At 50.7% G+C, this 18735-nt stretch carries 19 protein-coding genes and 1 tRNA gene; 5 read left to right on the forward strand and 15 right to left on the reverse strand.

The annotated features are described in order from the left end of the window. Positions 1 to 72: 72 nt before the first annotated feature. The 4 genes from JHJ32_RS10535 to JHJ32_RS10550 all read left to right on the forward strand — a co-directional run bounded on the left by JHJ32_RS10535 (position 73) and on the right by JHJ32_RS10550 (position 2479). Positions 73 to 918, forward strand: a complete 846-nt coding sequence (locus tag JHJ32_RS10535; protein ID WP_200120935.1) for an AraC family transcriptional regulator — start codon at positions 73 to 75, stop codon at positions 916 to 918. Between the two features lie 67 nt (positions 919 to 985). Next, positions 986 to 1573 (forward strand): NAD(P)H-dependent oxidoreductase, encoded by a 588-nt coding sequence (locus JHJ32_RS10540; protein WP_079715911.1) that lies wholly within the window; start codon positions 986 to 988, stop codon positions 1571 to 1573. Positions 1574 to 1629: 56 nt separating this feature from the next. Further along, entirely contained in the window at positions 1630 to 2130 is a 501-nt protein-coding gene (locus tag JHJ32_RS10545) for a class I SAM-dependent methyltransferase (RefSeq protein ID WP_200120936.1), read from the forward strand. After that, on the forward strand, positions 2114 to 2479 hold the full coding sequence (locus JHJ32_RS10550; RefSeq protein WP_079715913.1) for a DUF2200 domain-containing protein: 366 nt from the start codon (positions 2114 to 2116) through the stop codon (positions 2477 to 2479). Before JHJ32_RS10545 ends, JHJ32_RS10550 begins: the two co-directional genes overlap by 17 nt. A gap of 393 nt (positions 2480 to 2872) precedes the next feature. Here JHJ32_RS10550 and JHJ32_RS10555 read toward each other — a convergent pair. The 14 genes from JHJ32_RS10555 to JHJ32_RS10620 form a co-directional block, all read right to left on the reverse strand. Further along, a tRNA-Ser gene (locus tag JHJ32_RS10555) sits at positions 2873 to 2960 on the reverse strand. A gap of 62 nt (positions 2961 to 3022) precedes the next feature. Further along, on the reverse strand, positions 3023 to 3931 hold the full coding sequence (gene moaCB / locus JHJ32_RS10560) for a bifunctional molybdenum cofactor biosynthesis protein MoaC/MoaB (protein ID WP_079715919.1): 909 nt from the start codon (positions 3929 to 3931) through the stop codon (positions 3023 to 3025). A 1-nt stretch (position 3932) separates the two neighbouring features. Beyond that, complete coding sequence (locus JHJ32_RS10565; protein ID WP_200120937.1) at positions 3933 to 4373, reverse strand: molybdenum cofactor biosynthesis protein MoaE; 441 nt, start codon at positions 4371 to 4373, stop codon at positions 3933 to 3935. Between the two features lie 58 nt (positions 4374 to 4431). Then, a complete protein-coding gene (locus JHJ32_RS10570; protein WP_079715921.1) occupies positions 4432 to 4674 on the reverse strand; it encodes a MoaD/ThiS family protein in 243 nt (80 codons plus the stop codon). Continuing rightward, positions 4668 to 5408: a sulfite exporter TauE/SafE family protein gene (locus JHJ32_RS10575; RefSeq protein ID WP_079715922.1), complete on the reverse strand. Its 741-nt coding sequence runs from the start codon at positions 5406 to 5408 to the stop codon at positions 4668 to 4670. The genes JHJ32_RS10570 and JHJ32_RS10575 overlap by 7 nt, the downstream gene beginning before the upstream one ends. Continuing rightward, positions 5401 to 6603 (reverse strand): gephyrin-like molybdotransferase Glp, encoded by a 1203-nt coding sequence (glp, locus tag JHJ32_RS10580; protein ID WP_079715923.1) that lies wholly within the window; start codon positions 6601 to 6603, stop codon positions 5401 to 5403. The genes JHJ32_RS10575 and glp overlap by 8 nt, the downstream gene beginning before the upstream one ends. A 9-nt stretch (positions 6604 to 6612) precedes the next feature. Beyond that, complete coding sequence (moaA, locus tag JHJ32_RS10585) at positions 6613 to 7596, reverse strand: GTP 3',8-cyclase MoaA (protein WP_200120938.1); 984 nt, start codon at positions 7594 to 7596, stop codon at positions 6613 to 6615. Between the two features lie 17 nt (positions 7597 to 7613). Then, positions 7614 to 9356: an XdhC family protein gene (locus JHJ32_RS10590; RefSeq protein WP_200120939.1), complete on the reverse strand. Its 1743-nt coding sequence runs from the start codon at positions 9354 to 9356 to the stop codon at positions 7614 to 7616. Between the two features lie 26 nt (positions 9357 to 9382). After that, on the reverse strand, positions 9383 to 10543 hold the full coding sequence (locus tag JHJ32_RS10595; RefSeq protein ID WP_200120940.1) for a cysteine desulfurase family protein: 1161 nt from the start codon (positions 10541 to 10543) through the stop codon (positions 9383 to 9385). Between the two features lies 1 nt (position 10544). Next, complete coding sequence (locus JHJ32_RS10600) at positions 10545 to 12674, reverse strand: xanthine dehydrogenase family protein molybdopterin-binding subunit (protein ID WP_200120941.1); 2130 nt, start codon at positions 12672 to 12674, stop codon at positions 10545 to 10547. A 54-nt stretch (positions 12675 to 12728) separates the two neighbouring features. Then, complete coding sequence (locus tag JHJ32_RS10605; RefSeq protein WP_200120942.1) at positions 12729 to 13184, reverse strand: (2Fe-2S)-binding protein; 456 nt, start codon at positions 13182 to 13184, stop codon at positions 12729 to 12731. A gap of 13 nt (positions 13185 to 13197) precedes the next feature. Next, positions 13198 to 15357: a molybdopterin cofactor-binding domain-containing protein gene (locus JHJ32_RS10610; protein WP_200120943.1), complete on the reverse strand. Its 2160-nt coding sequence runs from the start codon at positions 15355 to 15357 to the stop codon at positions 13198 to 13200. Between the two features lie 14 nt (positions 15358 to 15371). Continuing rightward, on the reverse strand, positions 15372 to 15812 hold the full coding sequence (locus tag JHJ32_RS10615; protein WP_200120944.1) for a (2Fe-2S)-binding protein: 441 nt from the start codon (positions 15810 to 15812) through the stop codon (positions 15372 to 15374). A gap of 147 nt (positions 15813 to 15959) precedes the next feature. Continuing rightward, positions 15960 to 17129: a CDC27 family protein gene (locus tag JHJ32_RS10620; protein WP_200120945.1), complete on the reverse strand. Its 1170-nt coding sequence runs from the start codon at positions 17127 to 17129 to the stop codon at positions 15960 to 15962. Positions 17130 to 17272: 143 nt separating this feature from the next. On the opposite strand from JHJ32_RS10620, the gene JHJ32_RS10625 reads away from it, so the two are divergent. Beyond that, positions 17273 to 17572, forward strand: a complete 300-nt coding sequence (locus JHJ32_RS10625) for a hypothetical protein (protein ID WP_079716048.1) — start codon at positions 17273 to 17275, stop codon at positions 17570 to 17572. Positions 17573 to 17827: 255 nt separating this feature from the next. Here JHJ32_RS10625 and JHJ32_RS10630 read toward each other — a convergent pair whose 3' ends face one another. Further along, positions 17828 to 18712, reverse strand: coding sequence for a hypothetical protein (locus JHJ32_RS10630; RefSeq protein ID WP_200120946.1), 885 nt, complete (start codon positions 18710 to 18712; stop codon positions 17828 to 17830). Positions 18713 to 18735 lie beyond the last annotated feature (23 nt).

Below are 18735 nucleotides of genomic sequence, written 5' to 3' on the forward strand. Positions count from 1 at the left end.
GAGAAATGTTGTTAAGATAAGCTATGGGGTTGGGATTTGCAAATCGTACTTTTGTATATCAGATTTGGGATAATGAGAAATCAAGCTGAACAACGGATTGCGGACACTGAAGCGGCATACTCCAGCGTTAGAATCGCTGTTCCGACAGCCTATGCAGACGTGTTTTCCCATTTTTATTTTGCCGAAAATAATACGGATGAAGTCGTCGCCAGAACGTTGCTGCCATCCTATCAAACTATTTTAGTTTTCTGTTTTGGCAAAAATGCATTGCTGCGAACGCAGCAAAACACTCCGCTCGAAGTGGACAAATGCCTGGTTTTGGGCCCGATAAAAAAGGCATTTGATTACGCGTTATTTCCGCAATCCAGCATATTAGTCGCCAATTTTAAACATGACGGTTTTTATCGTTTCTTCGGTACCGCTTCAATCGGCGAAAGACCATTGTTGCATCCCGATGAGCTGTTGGAGGAAAACTGTTTTACGGCGCTATGGGCCGAACTCAATCAAATACCCGAAGTAATGCGCCGTGTGGATTATATGCTTGACTTTTGTAAACCTTACCTGGGCCGGCGCAATATTATTGCCGAGCGGTTAGCAAATTTCAACAAACAAAACCTGGACCCGATTAAAGCAGTTGCCAATGAGCAAACCCAGACTGAAAGGAATATTCAGCTCCACCATAAAAAGCATTTCGGCTATTCAGCTAAAGAACTAAACCGGTATCGGCGATTTTTGAGTGTCATCGAACGGATACAAGTGATTGCAACGAACCACTCCAGAATGGATTGGTTTGAAGTCATCGACGAATGTGGTTATTATGATCAAAGTCAACTGATTCACGACTTTAAGTATTACCTCAATATGACCCCGGTGAAGTACTTGGAATTCCAGCAGGATATTTGCAATCCAATGAGCTGATTTCGTTTTCTTACAATTTACGCGGATAATGGCGCACTAACTTTGTCTCAAACAAATAAGTAACATTATGAGACATTTAATCATTTACGCCCACCCCCATCCGCAGAGCTTAAACGGGAGGTTAACACAAAAACTCGCTTTGCATCTGTCGAAAAACGGACACGATATTAAGGTCAGGGACTTGTACAGACTAGATTTCAATCCGGTGCTATCCCTACAGGATATGGAAGGGCAACGCGCAGGAAAGGTGGCCGATGATGTCAGAAAAGAGCAGGAATTTATTCAATGGGCTGATTGTATCACCATCATTCACCCCATTTGGTGGACGGGCCTGCCGGCCATCATCAAGGGCTACATCGATCGCGTATTCAGCTATGGTTTCGCTTACCGTTATGACCAGGGCATTCAAAAAGGGTTACTTACTGAAAAAGCTGCGGTGATCATCAACACACACGGCAAGTCGCAGGCTGAATATGAAGCCATTGGCATGGATAGAGCACTGTCTCTCACCTCCGATACCGGTATATACGCGTACTGTGGGCTTACAGTTAAACGGCATTTTTTCCTCGATAAAGCAGACCGTGCTACGGATACCCGGCTTGAACATTGGATAAAGCAAATCAACGAGGTATATGACACCGTTTTTATTGCATAATTCATTAATCCTTTTTTACTTTTGTATAAGTATCCAAGGTGTCCCAAAGCAAACGCATGAAGACAAAATTATCCGGACGGCTCGCCAGCATTGTTGATGCATTGCCCTTGACAGACGAGATCAGGATTTTGGAAATCGGTTGCGGCTCAGGTGGAATGGCGAGGGAAATTTCAAGGCGAATCGGCAATGGACATATTCTTGCCATTGACCGCTCCGCAAAGGCTATACAACAAGCTATAACAGGCTCTCAAGCTGAAATAGAAACCGGTAAACTTTCCTTTAAGCGAGTTGCCATAGAAAGGTTTGAGCTTGAACCCAACGAAGAATTATTCCACATAGCTGTTGCAATACGAGTCGGAGCATTGGATGGGCGACACCCCGAAATTGAAAAGCAATCGTTGACAAATATTGCAAAAGCGCTGAAGGAAGACGGAAAACTATTTATTGACGGAGGAACCCCATTAAGGGAGATATCACTCGACCTATACAGAGAAAATGCCGGCCGCCAGCATAACGGTCAAACACCTAATAAGAAAGGCAATGAACACAAGCGATAAACACAATGAGCGTATAGCTAAAATGACGTTTGCATCCGTGTATCCGCATTACGTCACAAAGGTAGAAAGTAAGGGCAGAACCAAAGAAGAACTGCATCAGGTCATTGAATGGCTGACAGGTTTTGAAGAAAGAAAACTACAAGCGCTTATCGATGAGAACGCAACGTTTGAAACATTCTTTGAGCAAGCAACATTGAATCCCAATGCTCATCTCATTACAGGTGTAATCTGCGGTTATCGAATAGAAGAAATCGAAAATCCATTGACAAAAAAAACGAGATATTTGGACAAGCTAGTGGATGAACTGGCAAAAGGGCGGAAAATGGAAAAGATTTTAAGAACGCCTTGACGGGATTTGCTCAAGCACGCTTGGCCGACCTGTTAAAGCCTTCTTCTGAAAAAGCCCGCGCCAGCTATTTTCCAAATCTTGCTCAAAGATTTTCCGAAACGCGTTATCCGCCTTTTTCAACGCCCAAGACGATATATCCGACTTCAAGTAAAACCCCTTCTTTAATGCCGGGAGCAGCATCAAAGAAAGACGGATAGTATCGACGATCATGATCAGGTCTTTGAAATCCCTGTGATGATGAAGATAGTCCGCGCGCTTAGCGAGACCCTAAACCAACCATTTTTAGGGTCTCGCTAGAACAGGGAATTATTGAATGATCAGGAAGGCTTATAAAAGAAAAAACCCTATAAACGCGCTGTTTATAGGGTTTTGATAGAAAGGATTCCTTTGTTGCGGAGAGGGCGGGATTCGAACCCGCGATACGCTCAACACGTATACACACTTTCCAGGCGTGCTCGTTCGACCACTCTGACACCTCTCCGTAATACCGGGATGCAAAAGTAAGAGTTTTTCAGCATATCACAACACGGAATAATGAATATTTCAATGTCCTCCGCCCTTACGTATCTTGAACACATGCAAGATAGCCGGGAATATTGCGTCCATGGTTTCGCGTACGCCCTTCGGAGAACCGGGTAAGGTGATAATCAACGTGTCTCCCATAAACCCAGCTATCCCCCGCGATAACATGGCCAGTGCCGTGCGCTCTTGGCCATAACGCCGGGCAGCTTCCATCACGCCGGGTATTTCTTGATCAAGCAAAGGCTTAATCGCTTCGGGAGTGACGTCACGGACGGATAATCCTGTCCCCCCACTGAAAAGGACAAGGTCATATCCTTGCGCATGTAGACGCATTGCTGTCTCCTGGATTTGGCTCACTTCGTCCGGCACAACGGTAAATTCGCTGGGCGCTATCTCCCATTGTTGCAGCATATCGACCAGCACCTTCCCCGACACATCGGTTTCAAGTCCCGCCGAAATGCGGTCGGAGCAAATCACCACCGCACACTTGAAGCCAGGCAGTACGGCCACCTTATGATCCGACTTGCCCCCGCGTTTACTTTCAAGCCTTACGGACTTTATTTCCAGTTCTTTATCAATGGGCTTCAGCATATCATACAGCGTAAGCGCTGTTATCATTGCCCCATGCATAGCTTCGACCTCCACGCCTGTTTTGTAAATGGTATGCACTTCAACCCGGATTTCTATCAACTGGTCCTCCATGCGGTAGGTGATAGCTGCATATTCAATGGGCAACGGATGGCAATCAGGGACCACATCGCTGGTTTTTTTGATAGCCAACAGGCCGGCTGCACGGGAAAATTCAAGTACATCTCCTTTCGGTACGCTTCGCTCCTGTACTGCCCGGATTGTTTCCGCATTCGAGACTTTCACGGTCGCCAGCGCAATTGCCTGGCGGAGCGTCGTCGTTTTGTGCGTAATGTTTACCATGTTATTGATTTGTCTTCCATTGGTATTCTTCGCCTGCAAAGTGCTCTTTGCCCCAGATAGGCAGTTCACTCTTTATACGCTCCACAAGCTCCCCGCACGCGTCCATGGCCGGACGGCGATGGCCCGCGGCCGCAAGTACAAAGAGACAAATTTCACCCGCCAAAACGGTGCCCAAGCTATGCTTCACCACGATTCCATTCAGTGCATAGCGCTGGCAGACGTCAACGGCAATCGCCTCCAGCTGCTCGTCAACCATAGCCGTATACGCTGTATATTCAATGGCTGTTACCGACTTCCCTCCAACAACGTCTGCCCGTACCTGACCGATAAAACAGGAGTACGCCCCCACCGTCGTTTCAGCGGCGTATTGTTGGACGCATTGGGCAACCATCGTAGCCGGAATAGCGCCTTGCACAAAAATCGGTTTTGCAGTTACTCCCATGTTGTTATATCATTACTTTGATAAGATGCACGCGCCGTCATGCGCCACTTCTCCTAACCTAACCACCCGAAAAAGGCGGTAAGAAGGCTATCTCGGCGTGCGTAGCGAGCCGCGTATTTTGGCGAACGATTTTCCGGTCCACGGCGATTACATAGGTAGCCTTTTGGAGCGCCGGATATCGCGTGTAAAGCCACCGCAAAAGCTCATCTGTATCATCCACCTGTGGTGCGCCCACGTTTGAACAGCCCGTAAGCTCGATCAGCTGCCCGAAAAACTGTACTGATAACGTATTACTCACCATACATTCGGTAAAAATAACTTAAATGAAGCCACAGCCAATACCATGGCCAATAAAAATTTTATCGTTCGCTGCTGAAAACGCAAGGCTCCGAAATACGATCCCAACAGTCCACCCGAAAAAGCAATCACTACATATGCCGCCATGTCCGAATCGAAGGAAACACCTTGGTTAAGCTGTCCTGCCAGGCCCGAAAGCGAATTGGCGAAAATAAACAAAGCGCTGATGGCTGCAGCTTGCTTCTGGTCCGCCCAAGCCAGCAATAACAAAACAGGAGACAGGATGATACCACCGCCGATACCCAGTATTCCTGAAAGCAAACCGATTGTGGCGCCGACGAGCAACAACCATACGGTCTTGGGGTTGGCCGTACCGTCCACCTTGATGTCGCTAAAAAACAAGAAGCGGACAACAGGTATCAGCAGGAATATACCAAGCATCTTCTTATAAGCATCCGAATGTAGCGCCAGGCTCCCCCCCACGAATGCCATTGGCACGGAAGCCAGTGCCAGCGGGATGAACAGCTTGCGATTGAAGTAATGCCCCCGGTAATAAAAAATAAACGAAGTCAACGAAACAAAGAGATTAAGTAATAACGCAGTAGGTTTCATGATTTCCGGCGTCGCACCGAACAACGCCATAAGCGCTAAATAACCGCTGGCACCACCGTGACCGACAGACGAATACAAAAATGCTACACAAAAAAGCAATAGATAAAACCAAAGTATATTATCCATAATGGGGCAACAGGTGTATATCGACTTTCTCATTCGCTTCATAATGCCGTTCCGTTTCGTCGAGTACGACAAAGCAGTTGGCAACGGCAAACGTACGCATCCGATAGGATTCCTGGGCTGGGAGGATGGCCACATATCCATCTCGGTACAAGCCCTTGAGAAAATGCGTAAGCTGGTTGTTTTTTTTATACGCTGCGGCCAGCGGCACTTGCAAAACCGTCAATAAATCGTTATGCCCTGTAAGCCTGCGCAGCACCGGCCATACGTATTGATAGAAACAGGTCAATACGGACGATGGGTTCCCCGGCAATCCAAACACCGGTTTGTTGTTTTTCCGACCCGCGAAAAGCGGTTTCCCCGGCCGTTGTTTAACGCGATGGAACAATTGTGTTATACCGCAGTGCTTAGCCGCTCTCACCACAAAATCGTATTCACCTACACTCACCCCGCCAGTAAGCAAGACCACATCCGATACCTGCAAAGCGATGGCCAGCGCTTCGGCTGTCGCTTCAAAAGTGTCCGCCGTATACTGAACTGATACATCCGTGATTCCCATCTGAGCCAGTGCCGCCCGCAGCATCGACGAAGATGCTTCGTATACTTGACCATGTGATAAGGTTTCACCCGGTTGTTTCAGTTCGTCACCCGTAATAATCAATGCAACAACCGGTGGTTCATAAACAGTTACCCTATCGCACCCCACTCCCGCAAGGAAACCCACAGCTGCAGCGCTAAGCGGCGTTCCGTGTGCCAATGCAACTTCTCCCGCGTTGATTTCGGCACCTCGGATCCGGACATGGTCACCCCGCTTTATATCCGCTTGATTAATATGCAGCTGACCACCGATCACTTCGGCACGTTCCTGCATGACCACTGTGTCTGCGCCTTCCGGCAGCGGAGCACCTGTGAAGATGCGTGCGGCCTGGCCCTGCCCTATCGCTATCCGGTCGGCCATGCCGGCTGGCACTTCACGGATCACAACCAACGGATCGCGGGGCTTCCATTCGTTATAGGCAAACGCGTAGCCGTCCATCGATGACTGGTCAAAGGCCGGCACGTCTACTTGTGCACAAACGTTTTCCGCCAGCACGCGCCCAACGGCTTCAGGCAGCGCCTTGCATGCCGTCTTTGCATGGAAGTTTTGGTGTGCTAAGATGGTCTTAGCCTCAGATACTGAAATAATTTGATCGCTCATCGTCTGTCGTTATCCCCCGATACTAATCATACTCCGGTTGACAAGTTTGTCACCCGGCAAGTCTTTGAAGGGTATATCCCCAAATTGACCGCCAAGTCGCTCGGCTTTCCCTAAGATGTTTTTGCGTATGAATTGCTCCAGCGGTTTGCCGCTACGTAAGGCCGAAAGTAAATCGCTTTCGGTTTTCGAAAATAAGCAGTTTTTCATTTTGCCGTCTGCAGTGAGCCGCATGCGATTACACCCCGAGCAGAAAGGTGCACTCATTGTACTGATGATAGCAAACGTGCCCTGGTGACCCGGTACCTGGTAAGGTTGGCTTGTTGCATGGGGGTCGTGGCGAAGAGGTACGGCATGATACTGCTCGGTGATGAGATTCATGATTTCCTGTTTTGGAAAGACCTGGTCGCCGGTCCATCTGTTGCCTTCAAACGGCATAAATTCAATGAACCGTACATCGATCGGATCGTCTTTCGTCCATGCCACAAAACCAAGTACTTCATCGGCATTCACGCCATTCATGACCACGGTATTGATTTTTACATGGAATCCGCGATCAATAGCCGTCCGGATATTACGCATCGTCTGGCTGAATTTATCCCTACGGGTAAGTTGAAAGAACCGCTCGGCAGATAATGTATCCAGACTGATGTTGAGACTACGCACTCCAGCCAATTGCAAGGTATCGAGGTGCCGATGAAGCAGTGTAGCATTTGTTGTCAGTGTCAGTTCAACCGGCAATAACGAAAGGCGCATCAAAATATCATCAAAATCGCGTCTGGCCAAGGGCTCACCACCGGTGAGTCGAATTTTGGTCACCCCCAGACCGACAAATACGGCAGCAATCGCTTCAATCTCCGCCGGTTGCATGAGATGGCGCGTTGGCATGAAATCGTAATTTTCATCGGGCATGCAGTAGAAACAACGTAGATTACACAAATCAGTGAGTGATATACGCAGGTATGTATGATTTCGATCGTATGTATCCAGTATCATGATTCAGCGTAAGTTAATCATACGTTGGCAAATAGTTTGTTATAGGCGTCCCGGGTATCTACATCCACCGCCCCCAGCGGGAATGCCACAATGGCCACTTCATCGCCGAAGCTTTCAATCACATGTTTAGCTCCTGTGTCTCCGTTAAGCGCCAACAATAGCGGAAAGACTGATTGATGAAAGAGCGCGGGAACACCTTTCCTTCCCTCGTAGTAGCTGGCCGTAATCGGCGCCGCGGTCAGTCGCTGCTGGTTTATCAACGCTCGGAGATGTGCTGCGTCTACATATGGTTGGTCGCACAACATAACGATAAGATGTGCCACGTGAGGATGGTGGGTCATGACGTGTCGCACACCGCATACCAGCGAGGTAGCCATCCCCTCGGCGTAGTCGTTATTTACCACGGTGTCTACGCTGATATCCGCCAACTGTTTTGCCGTTGCTGCCGCTTCGGATCCTAAAACCACAGTTGTGCTTCCTACTCCGGCCTCCAACGCTGCGCTGACGGCATGTTGCAGCAACGTGCGCTCTTGATAGCGCAATTGCTGTTTGGGTGTTCCCATCCGTTTAGATTCACCAGCCGCCAGCAGGAGCACACCATAGGTTTGCAAGGACGGATTAATGCGGGATTGCCGTTGGTGTATCCTGCCTGTCAAATCCCGGAGATGGCTGCCACGCCGGCCGGCGAATACGGCCTTTATTTCCGCTACCACAGCCAGGGCGATTTCCTCGGACGTTTCCGCGCCGATATCCAATCCAACCGGGCCGTAGACTTGTGTCCGTCTGTCTTGGGGAATGACAATCCCTTCTTCTTCCAACTCGTCCAGCATCCGTTGCCGTTTTTTTACAGGGCCTAATATCCCAACGTAGCCTGCAAGGCTGCCAACCACCGCCTTGAATATCGCTTTGTCATAGGCATAATTGTGCGACATTAACACAACAGCAGTCCGCTCGTCGATGCGTACGTTCTGCAACGCTTGCTCCGGTCCCGACACGATGACTTGGCAGTCCGGAAAACGACCGGTATTTGCATAATTAGGCCGGCCGTCTGTCAAAGTAAGCTCCCATCCCAAAAGTTCAGCCAACCGGGCGAGCGGCAACACATCGTTGCCCGCCCCGGCTATAACTAAAGCTGGCGGCGGCGCCACATATTCGATACAGGCGAGAATAGCGGTTCCCCCCTCTTGCTCGGACTCATAGGCAATGAAAGCGGTGTGTTGTGCCGCCAGCACGCACTGCATATCCTTACTTATGCGCTCGCATGGCACGAGCGATGTACTGCCCGATGTATGGATACCTTTCTCGGTCGCTGCGATGGTAGTGCCTTGTCTGCCATTCCTTTTATCGTCCGGCGTAAAAAACGTGACCAGGGTCGATGGCTGGCGGCTTGCCGCCACGCGCTTCAATAACGAAATAGGTGTTTCTTCAATGTGGCTGGTTAGCGGCTCAATCAGTACCCGGATAATCCCATCGCACCCCAGTCCGACGCCCAACACAGAGCCGCCTTCGTCCGAAGTGTCATAAGTGACCAGCATGGGGTGCTCATCCATCATCACAAGCAATGCTTTGCGGAGCGCGTCCCCTTCAAGGCAACCTCCACTAATCGCCCCGGTAAGCCTACCGTCTTCGGTAATCAACATGCGTGCACCTGCACTGCGGTAGGAAGAACCCTCGATATGCACGACAGTTGCCAATGCTGCTTTTTGTTGCTGTTTACAAGCCGTTTCGAAGGCTGCTATAATCTGCTTGATTTCTTTCATCGCTCTTACTACCCTTCTCCAAAATTTTAATCGGCAACCGTTTCTGCCTCCAGGACAGCGTGGGCAAGCCGATCCGCGGCTTCGTCTACCTCTTCCGCACCGGTAAACCGACCCAAACTAATGCGGATGGTACGACTTGCCTCACCATCGCTCAGCCCCATCGCTTTCAGCACGTGTGACGGTCGCCGAACCAGACCGGAGCAGGCGCTTCCCCTGCTCAAAGCCAGGTATGGAGACAAGGAAAGCAACAGTTGTTCTGCATCACCCCGGGGCAACAACAGGTTGCTTACGTGGGGCAATCGATCCGCATGCCCATTGATCATTACGTGCGGGACATTGTTCCGCAACCTGTATTCCAGCCTATCGCGAAGTTGTTGCATTGCCGTAGCAGCCGCCGCCATTTCATAACGGCATAGCTCAGCGGCCTTGCCAAAGCCAACAATGCCGGGGATATTTAACGTGCCACTGCGGAGTCCCCCTTCATGGTCGCCTCCATGCTGCTGGGGCAGGACGTGTGCCCGCAGTTCGGCGTTCCGAACGACGAGCGCCCCGATCCCCTTAGGTCCGTACAGCTTGTGGGCCGAACAAACCAAGAGATCGATGGCATCCGCTCCGGCGTGCACCGGTATTTTGCCGACGGCTTGCGTGGCATCGCAGAGAAAGGGCACGCCATGTTTCCGGGCAATGGCCCCGATAAGCTTAACAGGATGAATAACCCCTGTCTCGTTGTTGGCATACATGAGCGCGATACAGATGGTATCGTCGCCGATGGAAGCTTCCAGCGCTTTGATATCGATTCTTCCCTGCCTATCCACCTCAAGATAAGTAACCCGGCAGCCTTTTGTCTCCAAGTACGCACACGTATCCAAAACTGCTTTATGCTCCGTCTTACAAGTGACAATGTGACTATCTCGCCCGGCATTCGCTTCGGCAATCCCTTTGAGTGCCAAGTTGATGGACTCGGTAGCTCCCGAGGTAAAGACCAGATCTTGCGGGCGGGCGCTAATCAGCCGGGCAACTTGCTCCCGGGCATCTTCAACGGCCTGCTTAGCCTGCCATCCATAGCGATGATCGGCACTTGCAGCATTGCCGTATTGCTCGGTAAAGTAGGGCAGCATGGCCTCCACCACTCGTGGGTCGCAAGGAGTCGTTGCGTTGTAATCCAAATATATAGGCCGTCGTCCCATTTCAGGCAAATAATCCACTCTTGACAAATGGTTGCGTCCGAAGGCGCACGCCAGTAGCGGCATAGGCCGCGTTGGCAACGGCGGGTCCAGCCGGAGGCAATCCCGGCTCACCCAATCCTGTCGGATCGATGTCACTTTCGATAAACTGGATCTCAATTTCCGGGACCTCCGCCATGCGAATCATCCGATAGGTATTGAAATTCAGCTGGTCCGGCTTACCCCGTGTCAGCGTCAGTTCGGGATACATCGCATGGCCAATGCCGTCTATGATACCGCCTTCCACCACATTTTCAGCACCGCTTTTATTGACGACAATGCCACAATCGACCGCACAGTATATTCTCTTGATCTTCAACTTCCCATCGTCACGTTTTTCCACTTCGGCTACCTGTGCCACGTAGGAGTTGAACGAATATTGCGCTGCAACGCCCTGGAATATGTTCGGTCCTTTAGGTGTACCCCACCCGGCCATCGCTGCTGCCTTTTTGATGACGCCAGCAAAGCGGTCCGGATCGTACTCCAGCTCACCGGCAGGCTGTTGCTTGGCCTGTTCGAGCACCTCCAGCCGGAAAGTCACCGGATCTTTCCCAATGGCATGGGCGACTTCATCAAAAAATGACTGTTCCGAAAAGGCAATAAAGTTATGGATGGGGCCTCGCCAAGGAGCAGTGGTCACCGGTGTTTTATACTCCTGCGCATCCACCTGCAGGTTAGGTACAGCGCCGGCGGGGAAGCTACCTGCCCGGGCCGGGTTACCTGTTGTACCGACAGACTGATGTTGCCATGCAATAAGCCGGCCGTCGGCATCCACGGCGGCCTTATACCGATATGTACACATTGGTCGGTAATAGCCGCCCCCCATATCGTCCTCCCGCGACCAAATGAGGTTTACTGGTACCCCCGCCGTTTTGGATACCAGGGCAGCCTCTTCTACAAAGTCAGACATGAGCCGCCGGCCGAATCCCCCTCCCATACGGGTCATCATCACCGTGACCTTCTCTTCCGGTACATCCACAAGCTTGGCCACCGTGGCCCGTGTCCGCTCCGGCGTCTGTATCGGTCCGTAAAGCTCCACGCCATCGGCACGTACGTCAGCATAAAAATTCATCGGCTCCATGGTGTTGTGTGCAAGGAACGGCGCTTCATAGACCGCCTCGAAGACCTTAGCCGCATTGTTGTAAGCTTGCTGCACATCACCATCCTTCCGTTGGGGATCACCGGCCGGGCGCCTTGCCACGATTTCCCGGAACTTGCGTTGGTAGTCTGCCGTGCTTTCCATCTGCTCGCCGTCTTCCCATTCAGCCTTAATTTTCTTCGCTCCTTGCATCACTTCCCAAGTAGACCGGCCCAATACGGCTATCTTGTTATCGATCCGAAGTACACGCTCTACACCTTGCTGCTGCAACGCTTCGGTATCATCATAGGCTTTGAGTGTCTGGCCAAAAGCGGGTGGCCGCACCAGTGCGGCGTATCTCATCCCTTCGCGTTTGGTATCGATGCCATATTTGTATTGTCCGGTCACGATGGCGCTATTGTCGACATTCGGAATCCATTGGCCGATGATGGCAAAAGATGCGATAGGTTTGACAGGTACATCCTCCGGCACTTCCAGCGTCGCGGCCCGCTCCACGAGCTCACCATAGCCAAGTTTCCTTCCCGAATCATGGTGGATGACCTGCCCCTTTTCGGTCGTGCAGTCCCCGGGTGCAACATCCCACGTGGCCGCTGCCGCGTTGATGAGCATCTGCCGCGCGGTAGCTCCCGCTTTGCGGAAAGACTCCCAGCTATCGCGGACTGAGCCGCTGCCACCGGCGATTTGCCGGCGATATTTGCCGGTATCCAATCCGGCTTGTTCGACCTTGACACCCTGCCAATCGACATCCAGCTCCTCAGCTACCAGCATCGGCAAGGCGGTCTTTACCCCCTGGCCAATTTCCGGATTGGGGTTCATCAGGGTAACCTCACCATTGGTGTCTATTTTCACAAATGCGTTCAGTTCGTATATCACGCCGGCTTCCTGCTGCGGCCCACACGAAGAAAAGAGTTTAAAGCCCAATACCAGCCCTCCCCCGGCAAAAGCACTGATCCGTATAAAATCCCTCCTACTTACGGTATGTTGTTGCGTATTCATTTTATATACTGTTTAGTGATGGTTAATCCATGAATTGCATGAGTCCTTCCGGCATTAAGCCCCTTCGGCAGCCAATTTAATCGCTTTCTTGATGCGATTGTAGGTGCCGCAACGGCAAATGTTGGTCATGGATTCATTGATCGCCTCATCTGTTGGATTTGGATTTTTTTTCAAAAGCGCCACCGCGGTCATGATTTGTCCCGCCTGGCAATAACCACATTGAGGGACATCGATCTGTTCCCATGCCCGCTGCACGGGGTGGCTGCCATCCGCTGAAAGACCTTCGATGGTCGTAATCGACTGATTAGCGGCACTTTCTACAGGGATAGCACATGAACGCACCGCTGCATCGTCGATATGTACCGTGCAGGCGCCGCATTGCGCGATACCACATCCGAACTTTGTTCCCGTAAGACCGATGACGTCCCGAAGTACCCACAGTAACGGCATTTGCGGGTCTACATCCACTTCGTATGCCTTTCTGTTGACGGTTAACTGTATTGTTGTCATATGAGTTGTTTAGTTAGTTCATTTTTAATCCTTGGGGAATCAAGGGCAGCTGATGCAGCCTGACGCCCGTTGCGTCGGCGATGGCATTACGTATAGCAGGCGCAGTCCCGACGATAGGCGTCTCGCCCGCCCCCGCCGACGGAATGTCTTTTTGATCAATCAGCACAATATCCAGCGGAGGAATATCAGCAAAGCGCGGCACGCGATAAGTAGACAATGTCGGGTTCAAGATGCGACCATCCTTAAAATCGATGGCTTCGAACAATGCACCGCCAAGTCCCTGCAAAATGGCGCCAAGCACCTGATTTTCGAGGTGTTTGGGATTGACGATGGCTCCGCAGTCATAGGCAGCCACCAACCGTACGACCTCCAATTGTCCGTTGGCCTGTCCATAGGCCACTTCCGCACACGTAGCGATATAAGAATTTTTGACGAAGCCGCAAGCTATGCCGAAACCATGTCCCGGAGCCTTCTTCCCTCCCCAGCCAAATCGATCCGCAGCCGCCGTCAATACGCCGCGCATGCGTACATCGGTCAATTGACTTAACCGGAACTCCAGTGGATCGCGTTGCAATAGCCTTGCCAAGTCATCCACCATGCATTCGATGGCAAATACATTGGCCGTAGCGGCCAATGCCCGATATGACCCCTGCCTAAGCGGCGTCCGCGATGGATGGTACCGGATGTGCTTCACGCCCGCCTCATAAGGGAGATCGATGCCTGCGTTGCCTGAATTATAATTATGGAATTCCCATGAAGCAATGGTGCCATCGTCCTTCAATGCGGCAGCCACCTCGATGAGCCCAGCCGGCCGGAAATAGGCCCACTTGAACTCCTCTTCGCGGGTCCAAACGATTTTCACCGGTTTGCCTACTACTTTGGCCAGCCGTGCCGCTTCCAGGGCGGCCTCACCACTATGCTTGCCACCATAAGCCGAACCCGTATCAGGCATAATCACCCGCACCTGTTCCTTGGCCAGGGAAAACGCCCCTGCAAGCTCTTCCTGTACCCCAAAAGGCCGTTGTGTGCCAGTCCATACCGTCAACTGGCCGTCGTTCCATTCCGCTATGGCGGCCCGGGGTTCCAAGGGTACATGCGCGATATACTGCACTTCCACCCGATGTTCCAACCGGTGTGTTGAAGCCTCAAATAAACGGCGGGCCTCCTGTCGATCGTCTTCATCCCCCCCACCGTGCCGTGCATTGTCTTTGAGGTAAGCGAAGAGTTCCGCTTTTGACGGTTGCGGCGTGGTATTCCATTGCGCTGCTATACGGGCTAATGCATTGGCTGCGGTTTGCGGATCCGGGGCTGTCACGCCAATAAAATCAGCTGTTTGGACAACCGTTACATCGGGCATCGCTTTTGCCTTTGTTACATCCACGGCAGCCAGCGTCGCCCCATAGGCGGGAGGTCGGAGTATTTTCCCATAGACCATATCGGGCAGTACCATATCCGACGTATATTGGTGTTTGCCCGTAACGAAGTCCCGCCCGTTTATTTTAGGGATCGACGTGCCTGCCACTGTCCATTGCTCAGCTGCGGTCAGCGTTACCGCTTCATTTATCGGTATCAGCAACTTCTCCCCACGGGTGAGGGTCCCATACGCCAACGTTTTGCCCGATGAGCCATCCACAATTTTTCCGGCTTCCGCCCGCAATGCCGTGGCGGGCACTTTCAATGCTTTTGCTGCTTTTTCCAGCAGCGCTTCCCGGAGGGACGCGGCGGCTTTGCGCAGTTGCGGGCCCATATAGGGTGTCGTGCGACTGCCGAAGGTGCCGGCATCGTAAGGTGTCAGTGATGTATCGCCCATAATGAGCGCTATGTGTTGTATAGGTACAGCGAGTTCTTCGGCCACCACCTGCGCCAACGACGTCCGGATATTCTGGCCCACCTCTACTTTGCCGGTAAACACGGACACGCTGCCATCTTCATGGATATGTATCCAGGCAGCAATGGTGTTTTCATCTGCGGCCAACTGCTCGCTCACCGGTGGCGCGTCCGACCGACCGTATACGCATGACTGGGATAGGGCGACCGCGATGCCACCACCAAGCAGACGAAAAAAATTTCGCCTGGTAACGACCTTACTGGAAGTGGCTATCCTTAACCGGTCCGGCGTTTCTTCCGGATATCGTATGGAGTTTTCCATGGTTGTCATGGTCAATTTGTCCATGGGATCTTCTTTTGCTAAACGTTACTTATGGCCTCGATGATGCGCGGATAAGCGCAGCAACGGCAGATGTTTATTTGCATGGCATCAATAATCTCCTGCCGGCTTGGCTTAGGATTTTTATTGGTTAAAGCGACTGCCGAAATAATCATTCCGGACGTACAATAAGCACATTGAAAGGCGTCTTCATCCAGGAAAGCTTGCTGCACCGGATGGAGCCGGCCGTCTTTCGCCAACCCTTCGATCGTGACCACTTCTTTGTGCTGAACGCTACCGACGGGCGTAATACATGACGCCGTAGCATGCCCATCAATGAGCACCCGGCACGCCCCGCATATTCCCTCTCCGCAGCCATATTTACTGCCCGTAAGTTTCAGGTGTATCCGTAAGACATCCAGTAAACTGGTATTCTCCGGCGTATCGATATCATATTCATTGCCATTTATGTGGAGTTTCATAAGCAGGAAGTTAATGAGTCGGCACCGCTTTATTTGATACGTGAAATCAAATATAACAGTAACGGCGAACTTATGCAAACCGTGACCGTATTGTTACGAACGGAGCCTGTCGATGGCCATGTTGGCAGTCACGCCGGTACTTTGACGTCATTGCGTCCTTTTTTGCGCCAGCTCTTCAAGTCTTTTTTGTACATAATCTACATACCGGCTTTCTTCTGGGGGCGGGTTCTGTTTCAGGTATAGGCGGTAGTACCGCAGCGCATTGCGCGTATCGTTGAGCTTACGATCATAAAGCACCGCAAGGCTGTAATAATGTATAGGAATGACGCTAAAGTGAAAGCTGCGCAGGTAGCTCGATGCGGATGCAGACGGCTGGTTGGCCAAATCGTGTAGGTCGGCCTTGCGTCCATAATAAAATGCCGTGTTGGGCGAAATGGCGAGTTCCAATACGTTATCCATACACGCCAACGCCTCCTTATAGTGTTTCAAGGCCTTATGCGCCATGGCCAGGTAATAATAATCAATTTCGCCCATCCGATCGTGAAGCGCAAGCAACCGGTTATAGGTTTCAATACAGCCATTAAAATCGTCCCGATGGAAATACCCCTTAGCCAACAGGCCCAGCACTTGCTGGCTTTCATCACCGAGGGCCACCAGCTGTTTTCCCAGCTCCACCATCTCCCCGTATCGCTTGAGCTTATCAGCCACCAGCAGCTTGCCAAGTAACAGCGTACCATGCTGCGGGTCGGCCTTCAGCGCTTCCTGCAAAACCGTATCGGCTTCATGATAGCGCTCCAAATCCATACACAATCTGGCGAAATCGTAGGCAATATCACTGTTCGCCGGTTGTATCTGATTTGCCCGCTTGAGATTCGCATAGGTCAAATCGAAATTTCCTTGCCTCCTCATCAGGCCAGCGAGCGCATGATAAGCCCCTACATGATTGGTATCTATCGCTACAACACGATCGTAATAGCCAACCGCCGAGGGGTATTGTCCCCGCTGCACATTGATAGCGGCTAAATTCAGCAATACCGAAACATCCAGGCTATCCAACATGTGCAACTGCCGATAATACCGTTCCGCATGGATGTAGTCTCCGGCCATAAGGTAGCAATAGCCCAACCGACTTAATACAGCAGGTTCAGCGATGCTGTCCGGATAAAAACTTAGCAGGTATTCAGCAGCATCAGCATATCGGCGAGCTTGATAGAACTCAACCAATTTGTTATTATCCAACTGCTGACCAACGGCCGTTTCCATCATTCCCAACAGCCAGATGCCAATTGCCGCAACAACATGGGTGGTACTTCTCATCAGATACATTCGTTAACTAATAAACCTTCCGACGACTCAATCGCTCGGATTTCTATAACTAAAACCTTTGCAATATAACTAATTAGTTAGTTTAATCAAAACTTTTTTCATTTTCCCCTGTTTAATATCATAAAAAAGACATGATGGATAAGTTGAAAAAATTTGAACTGATGGAGAAAATTGTCCGCGAGTTGGAAGATTTAAAACGAAGCCAACAGGCGGTTTTGGAAAAAATAGGCAAGATAGAGGTTGACAACATCGAATTGGGAGATAGCCGCCTCGAAAGGGTACTACCCGATATTTATCAACGCACGGCCGAAAATTCGGACGCAATTACCGAATTACTGAACAGCTTTGCAGAAAAAACGGATGACTTTGCGGCAAAAAACAACGTCAACCAATTGAGGCAGCAGCAGGAGTTAACCGGTAACCGAAATACGTAGGGGTGATATCGGTTCCAGACAAGCAGACCTGGCGCAGCCTGCATGACGACGACACGATTTATAAACGTAAAAGTCCCGATTGTTGAACAATCAGGACTTTTTTTAAGTTTATAACGAGTCAGTTTGCGCCATAAAAATATGGAAAATGGCCTAACTTGCCAATTAATTTATTCGGAAAAGTCATATTTTTTTAAAAATATATTATAAGAATATCTAAACCAACACATTAGCAAAAACAAGATTCCTGTTTGATTGCTATAACCGTTTATAAAAATATAAGATTGCGGCCATGCCCAAAGGTCTTTCGCTCAACGTATAGTAACCGTCTCCTTCGCGGGAAAACGCGATGGCCTCACCTTGTGGTTCAGGAATATACGGCAACGTTACCGCAGGCCTCTTCAACATGTCCGGTATGGTCTCACCGGGTTTTCGTTTCCAATAAAATACCGCCACCAGATTTTTGACCAAAAGTTCCTGCCCGTCTGCACTGATGGCAGCCGAAGTGGCAAAGGTGAGTGGCAAGTTACCTGCCTTCTTCAGTACCAGTGTATCTACAGGGCCGGATGGCAGATCCGTATAATAGACACCTACGGAAAGCTCCCGTTTACTGATAATGTACAGGCGTTCGTCTTGAGGATCAAAAAATAACGATTCGGCGTCTCGTGGACCGTCTTCGTATTTCAGTATGATGGAGCATATACCTGTTGGCGGTATCGTATCCACCACCGGCGAACGGACCGTCACCTTGGGTTCTTCAAAGATATGTACGGCAACGTAAGGATATTGCGCTTTATTATCGCCGATATCGCCGACGATGATATAATTCGTTCCATGCCGTCTCATGATGCCGATATCCTCCCAGTCGCGGGCCACAACGCCTTTCAGGTAGCATGTCTTCTTAAGCTGTGCCGAATCGTTTATGAGGAATATCCTTGCATGATCGCCGCTGTCATTGTGGGTCCAGAAATTCCCCGGATTCCGTACCGAAGCGACGAGCCCGGAAGCCTCCTTGATCTCGTCATAGCTGAGACTACCTTTGGCTTCCCGCTCGCCGAATGCGCCCCTCTCCTGCCCGTTTGTATGATTCGTCAGCAAGCTGCATACAACCAAGGCATAGCATACATAAATGATCTGCCGCATGATGCCAAGTTACGAATTAATTT

Origin of the sequence: Parapedobacter sp. ISTM3 (genome assembly GCF_016533505.1) — a bacterium.
Lineage (GTDB): Bacteria > Bacteroidota > Bacteroidia > Sphingobacteriales > Sphingobacteriaceae > Parapedobacter > Parapedobacter luteus.

What these genes read in the sequence shown, in the direction of transcription:
- JHJ32_RS10535 (WP_200120935.1), top strand. Translation starts at nt 73, where the DNA reads ATGAGAAATCAAGCTGAACAACGGATTGCGGACACTGAAGCGGCATAC.
- JHJ32_RS10540 (WP_079715911.1), top strand. Translation starts at nt 986, where the DNA reads ATGAGACATTTAATCATTTACGCCCACCCCCATCCGCAGAGCTTAAAC.
- JHJ32_RS10545 (WP_200120936.1), top strand. Translation starts at nt 1,630, where the DNA reads ATGAAGACAAAATTATCCGGACGGCTCGCCAGCATTGTTGATGCATTG.
- JHJ32_RS10550 (WP_079715913.1), top strand. Translation starts at nt 2,114, where the DNA reads ATGAACACAAGCGATAAACACAATGAGCGTATAGCTAAAATGACGTTT.
- moaCB (WP_079715919.1), bottom strand. Translation starts at nt 3,931, where the DNA reads ATGGTAAACATTACGCACAAAACGACGACGCTCCGCCAGGCAATTGCG.
- JHJ32_RS10565 (WP_200120937.1), bottom strand. Translation starts at nt 4,373, where the DNA reads ATGGGAGTAACTGCAAAACCGATTTTTGTGCAAGGCGCTATTCCGGCT.
- JHJ32_RS10570 (WP_079715921.1), bottom strand. Translation starts at nt 4,674, where the DNA reads ATGGTGAGTAATACGTTATCAGTACAGTTTTTCGGGCAGCTGATCGAG.
- JHJ32_RS10575 (WP_079715922.1), bottom strand. Translation starts at nt 5,408, where the DNA reads ATGGATAATATACTTTGGTTTTATCTATTGCTTTTTTGTGTAGCATTT.
- glp (WP_079715923.1), bottom strand. Translation starts at nt 6,603, where the DNA reads ATGAGCGATCAAATTATTTCAGTATCTGAGGCTAAGACCATCTTAGCA.
- moaA (WP_200120938.1), bottom strand. Translation starts at nt 7,596, where the DNA reads ATGATACTGGATACATACGATCGAAATCATACATACCTGCGTATATCA.
- JHJ32_RS10590 (WP_200120939.1), bottom strand. Translation starts at nt 9,356, where the DNA reads ATGAAAGAAATCAAGCAGATTATAGCAGCCTTCGAAACGGCTTGTAAA.
- JHJ32_RS10595 (WP_200120940.1), bottom strand. Translation starts at nt 10,543, where the DNA reads ATGGGACGACGGCCTATATATTTGGATTACAACGCAACGACTCCTTGC.
- JHJ32_RS10600 (WP_200120941.1), bottom strand. Translation starts at nt 12,674, where the DNA reads ATGAATACGCAACAACATACCGTAAGTAGGAGGGATTTTATACGGATC.
- JHJ32_RS10605 (WP_200120942.1), bottom strand. Translation starts at nt 13,184, where the DNA reads ATGACAACAATACAGTTAACCGTCAACAGAAAGGCATACGAAGTGGAT.
- JHJ32_RS10610 (WP_200120943.1), bottom strand. Translation starts at nt 15,357, where the DNA reads ATGGACAAATTGACCATGACAACCATGGAAAACTCCATACGATATCCG.
- JHJ32_RS10615 (WP_200120944.1), bottom strand. Translation starts at nt 15,812, where the DNA reads ATGAAACTCCACATAAATGGCAATGAATATGATATCGATACGCCGGAG.
- JHJ32_RS10620 (WP_200120945.1), bottom strand. Translation starts at nt 17,129, where the DNA reads ATGAGAAGTACCACCCATGTTGTTGCGGCAATTGGCATCTGGCTGTTG.
- JHJ32_RS10625 (WP_079716048.1), top strand. Translation starts at nt 17,273, where the DNA reads ATGGATAAGTTGAAAAAATTTGAACTGATGGAGAAAATTGTCCGCGAG.
- JHJ32_RS10630 (WP_200120946.1), bottom strand. Translation starts at nt 18,712, where the DNA reads ATGCGGCAGATCATTTATGTATGCTATGCCTTGGTTGTATGCAGCTTG.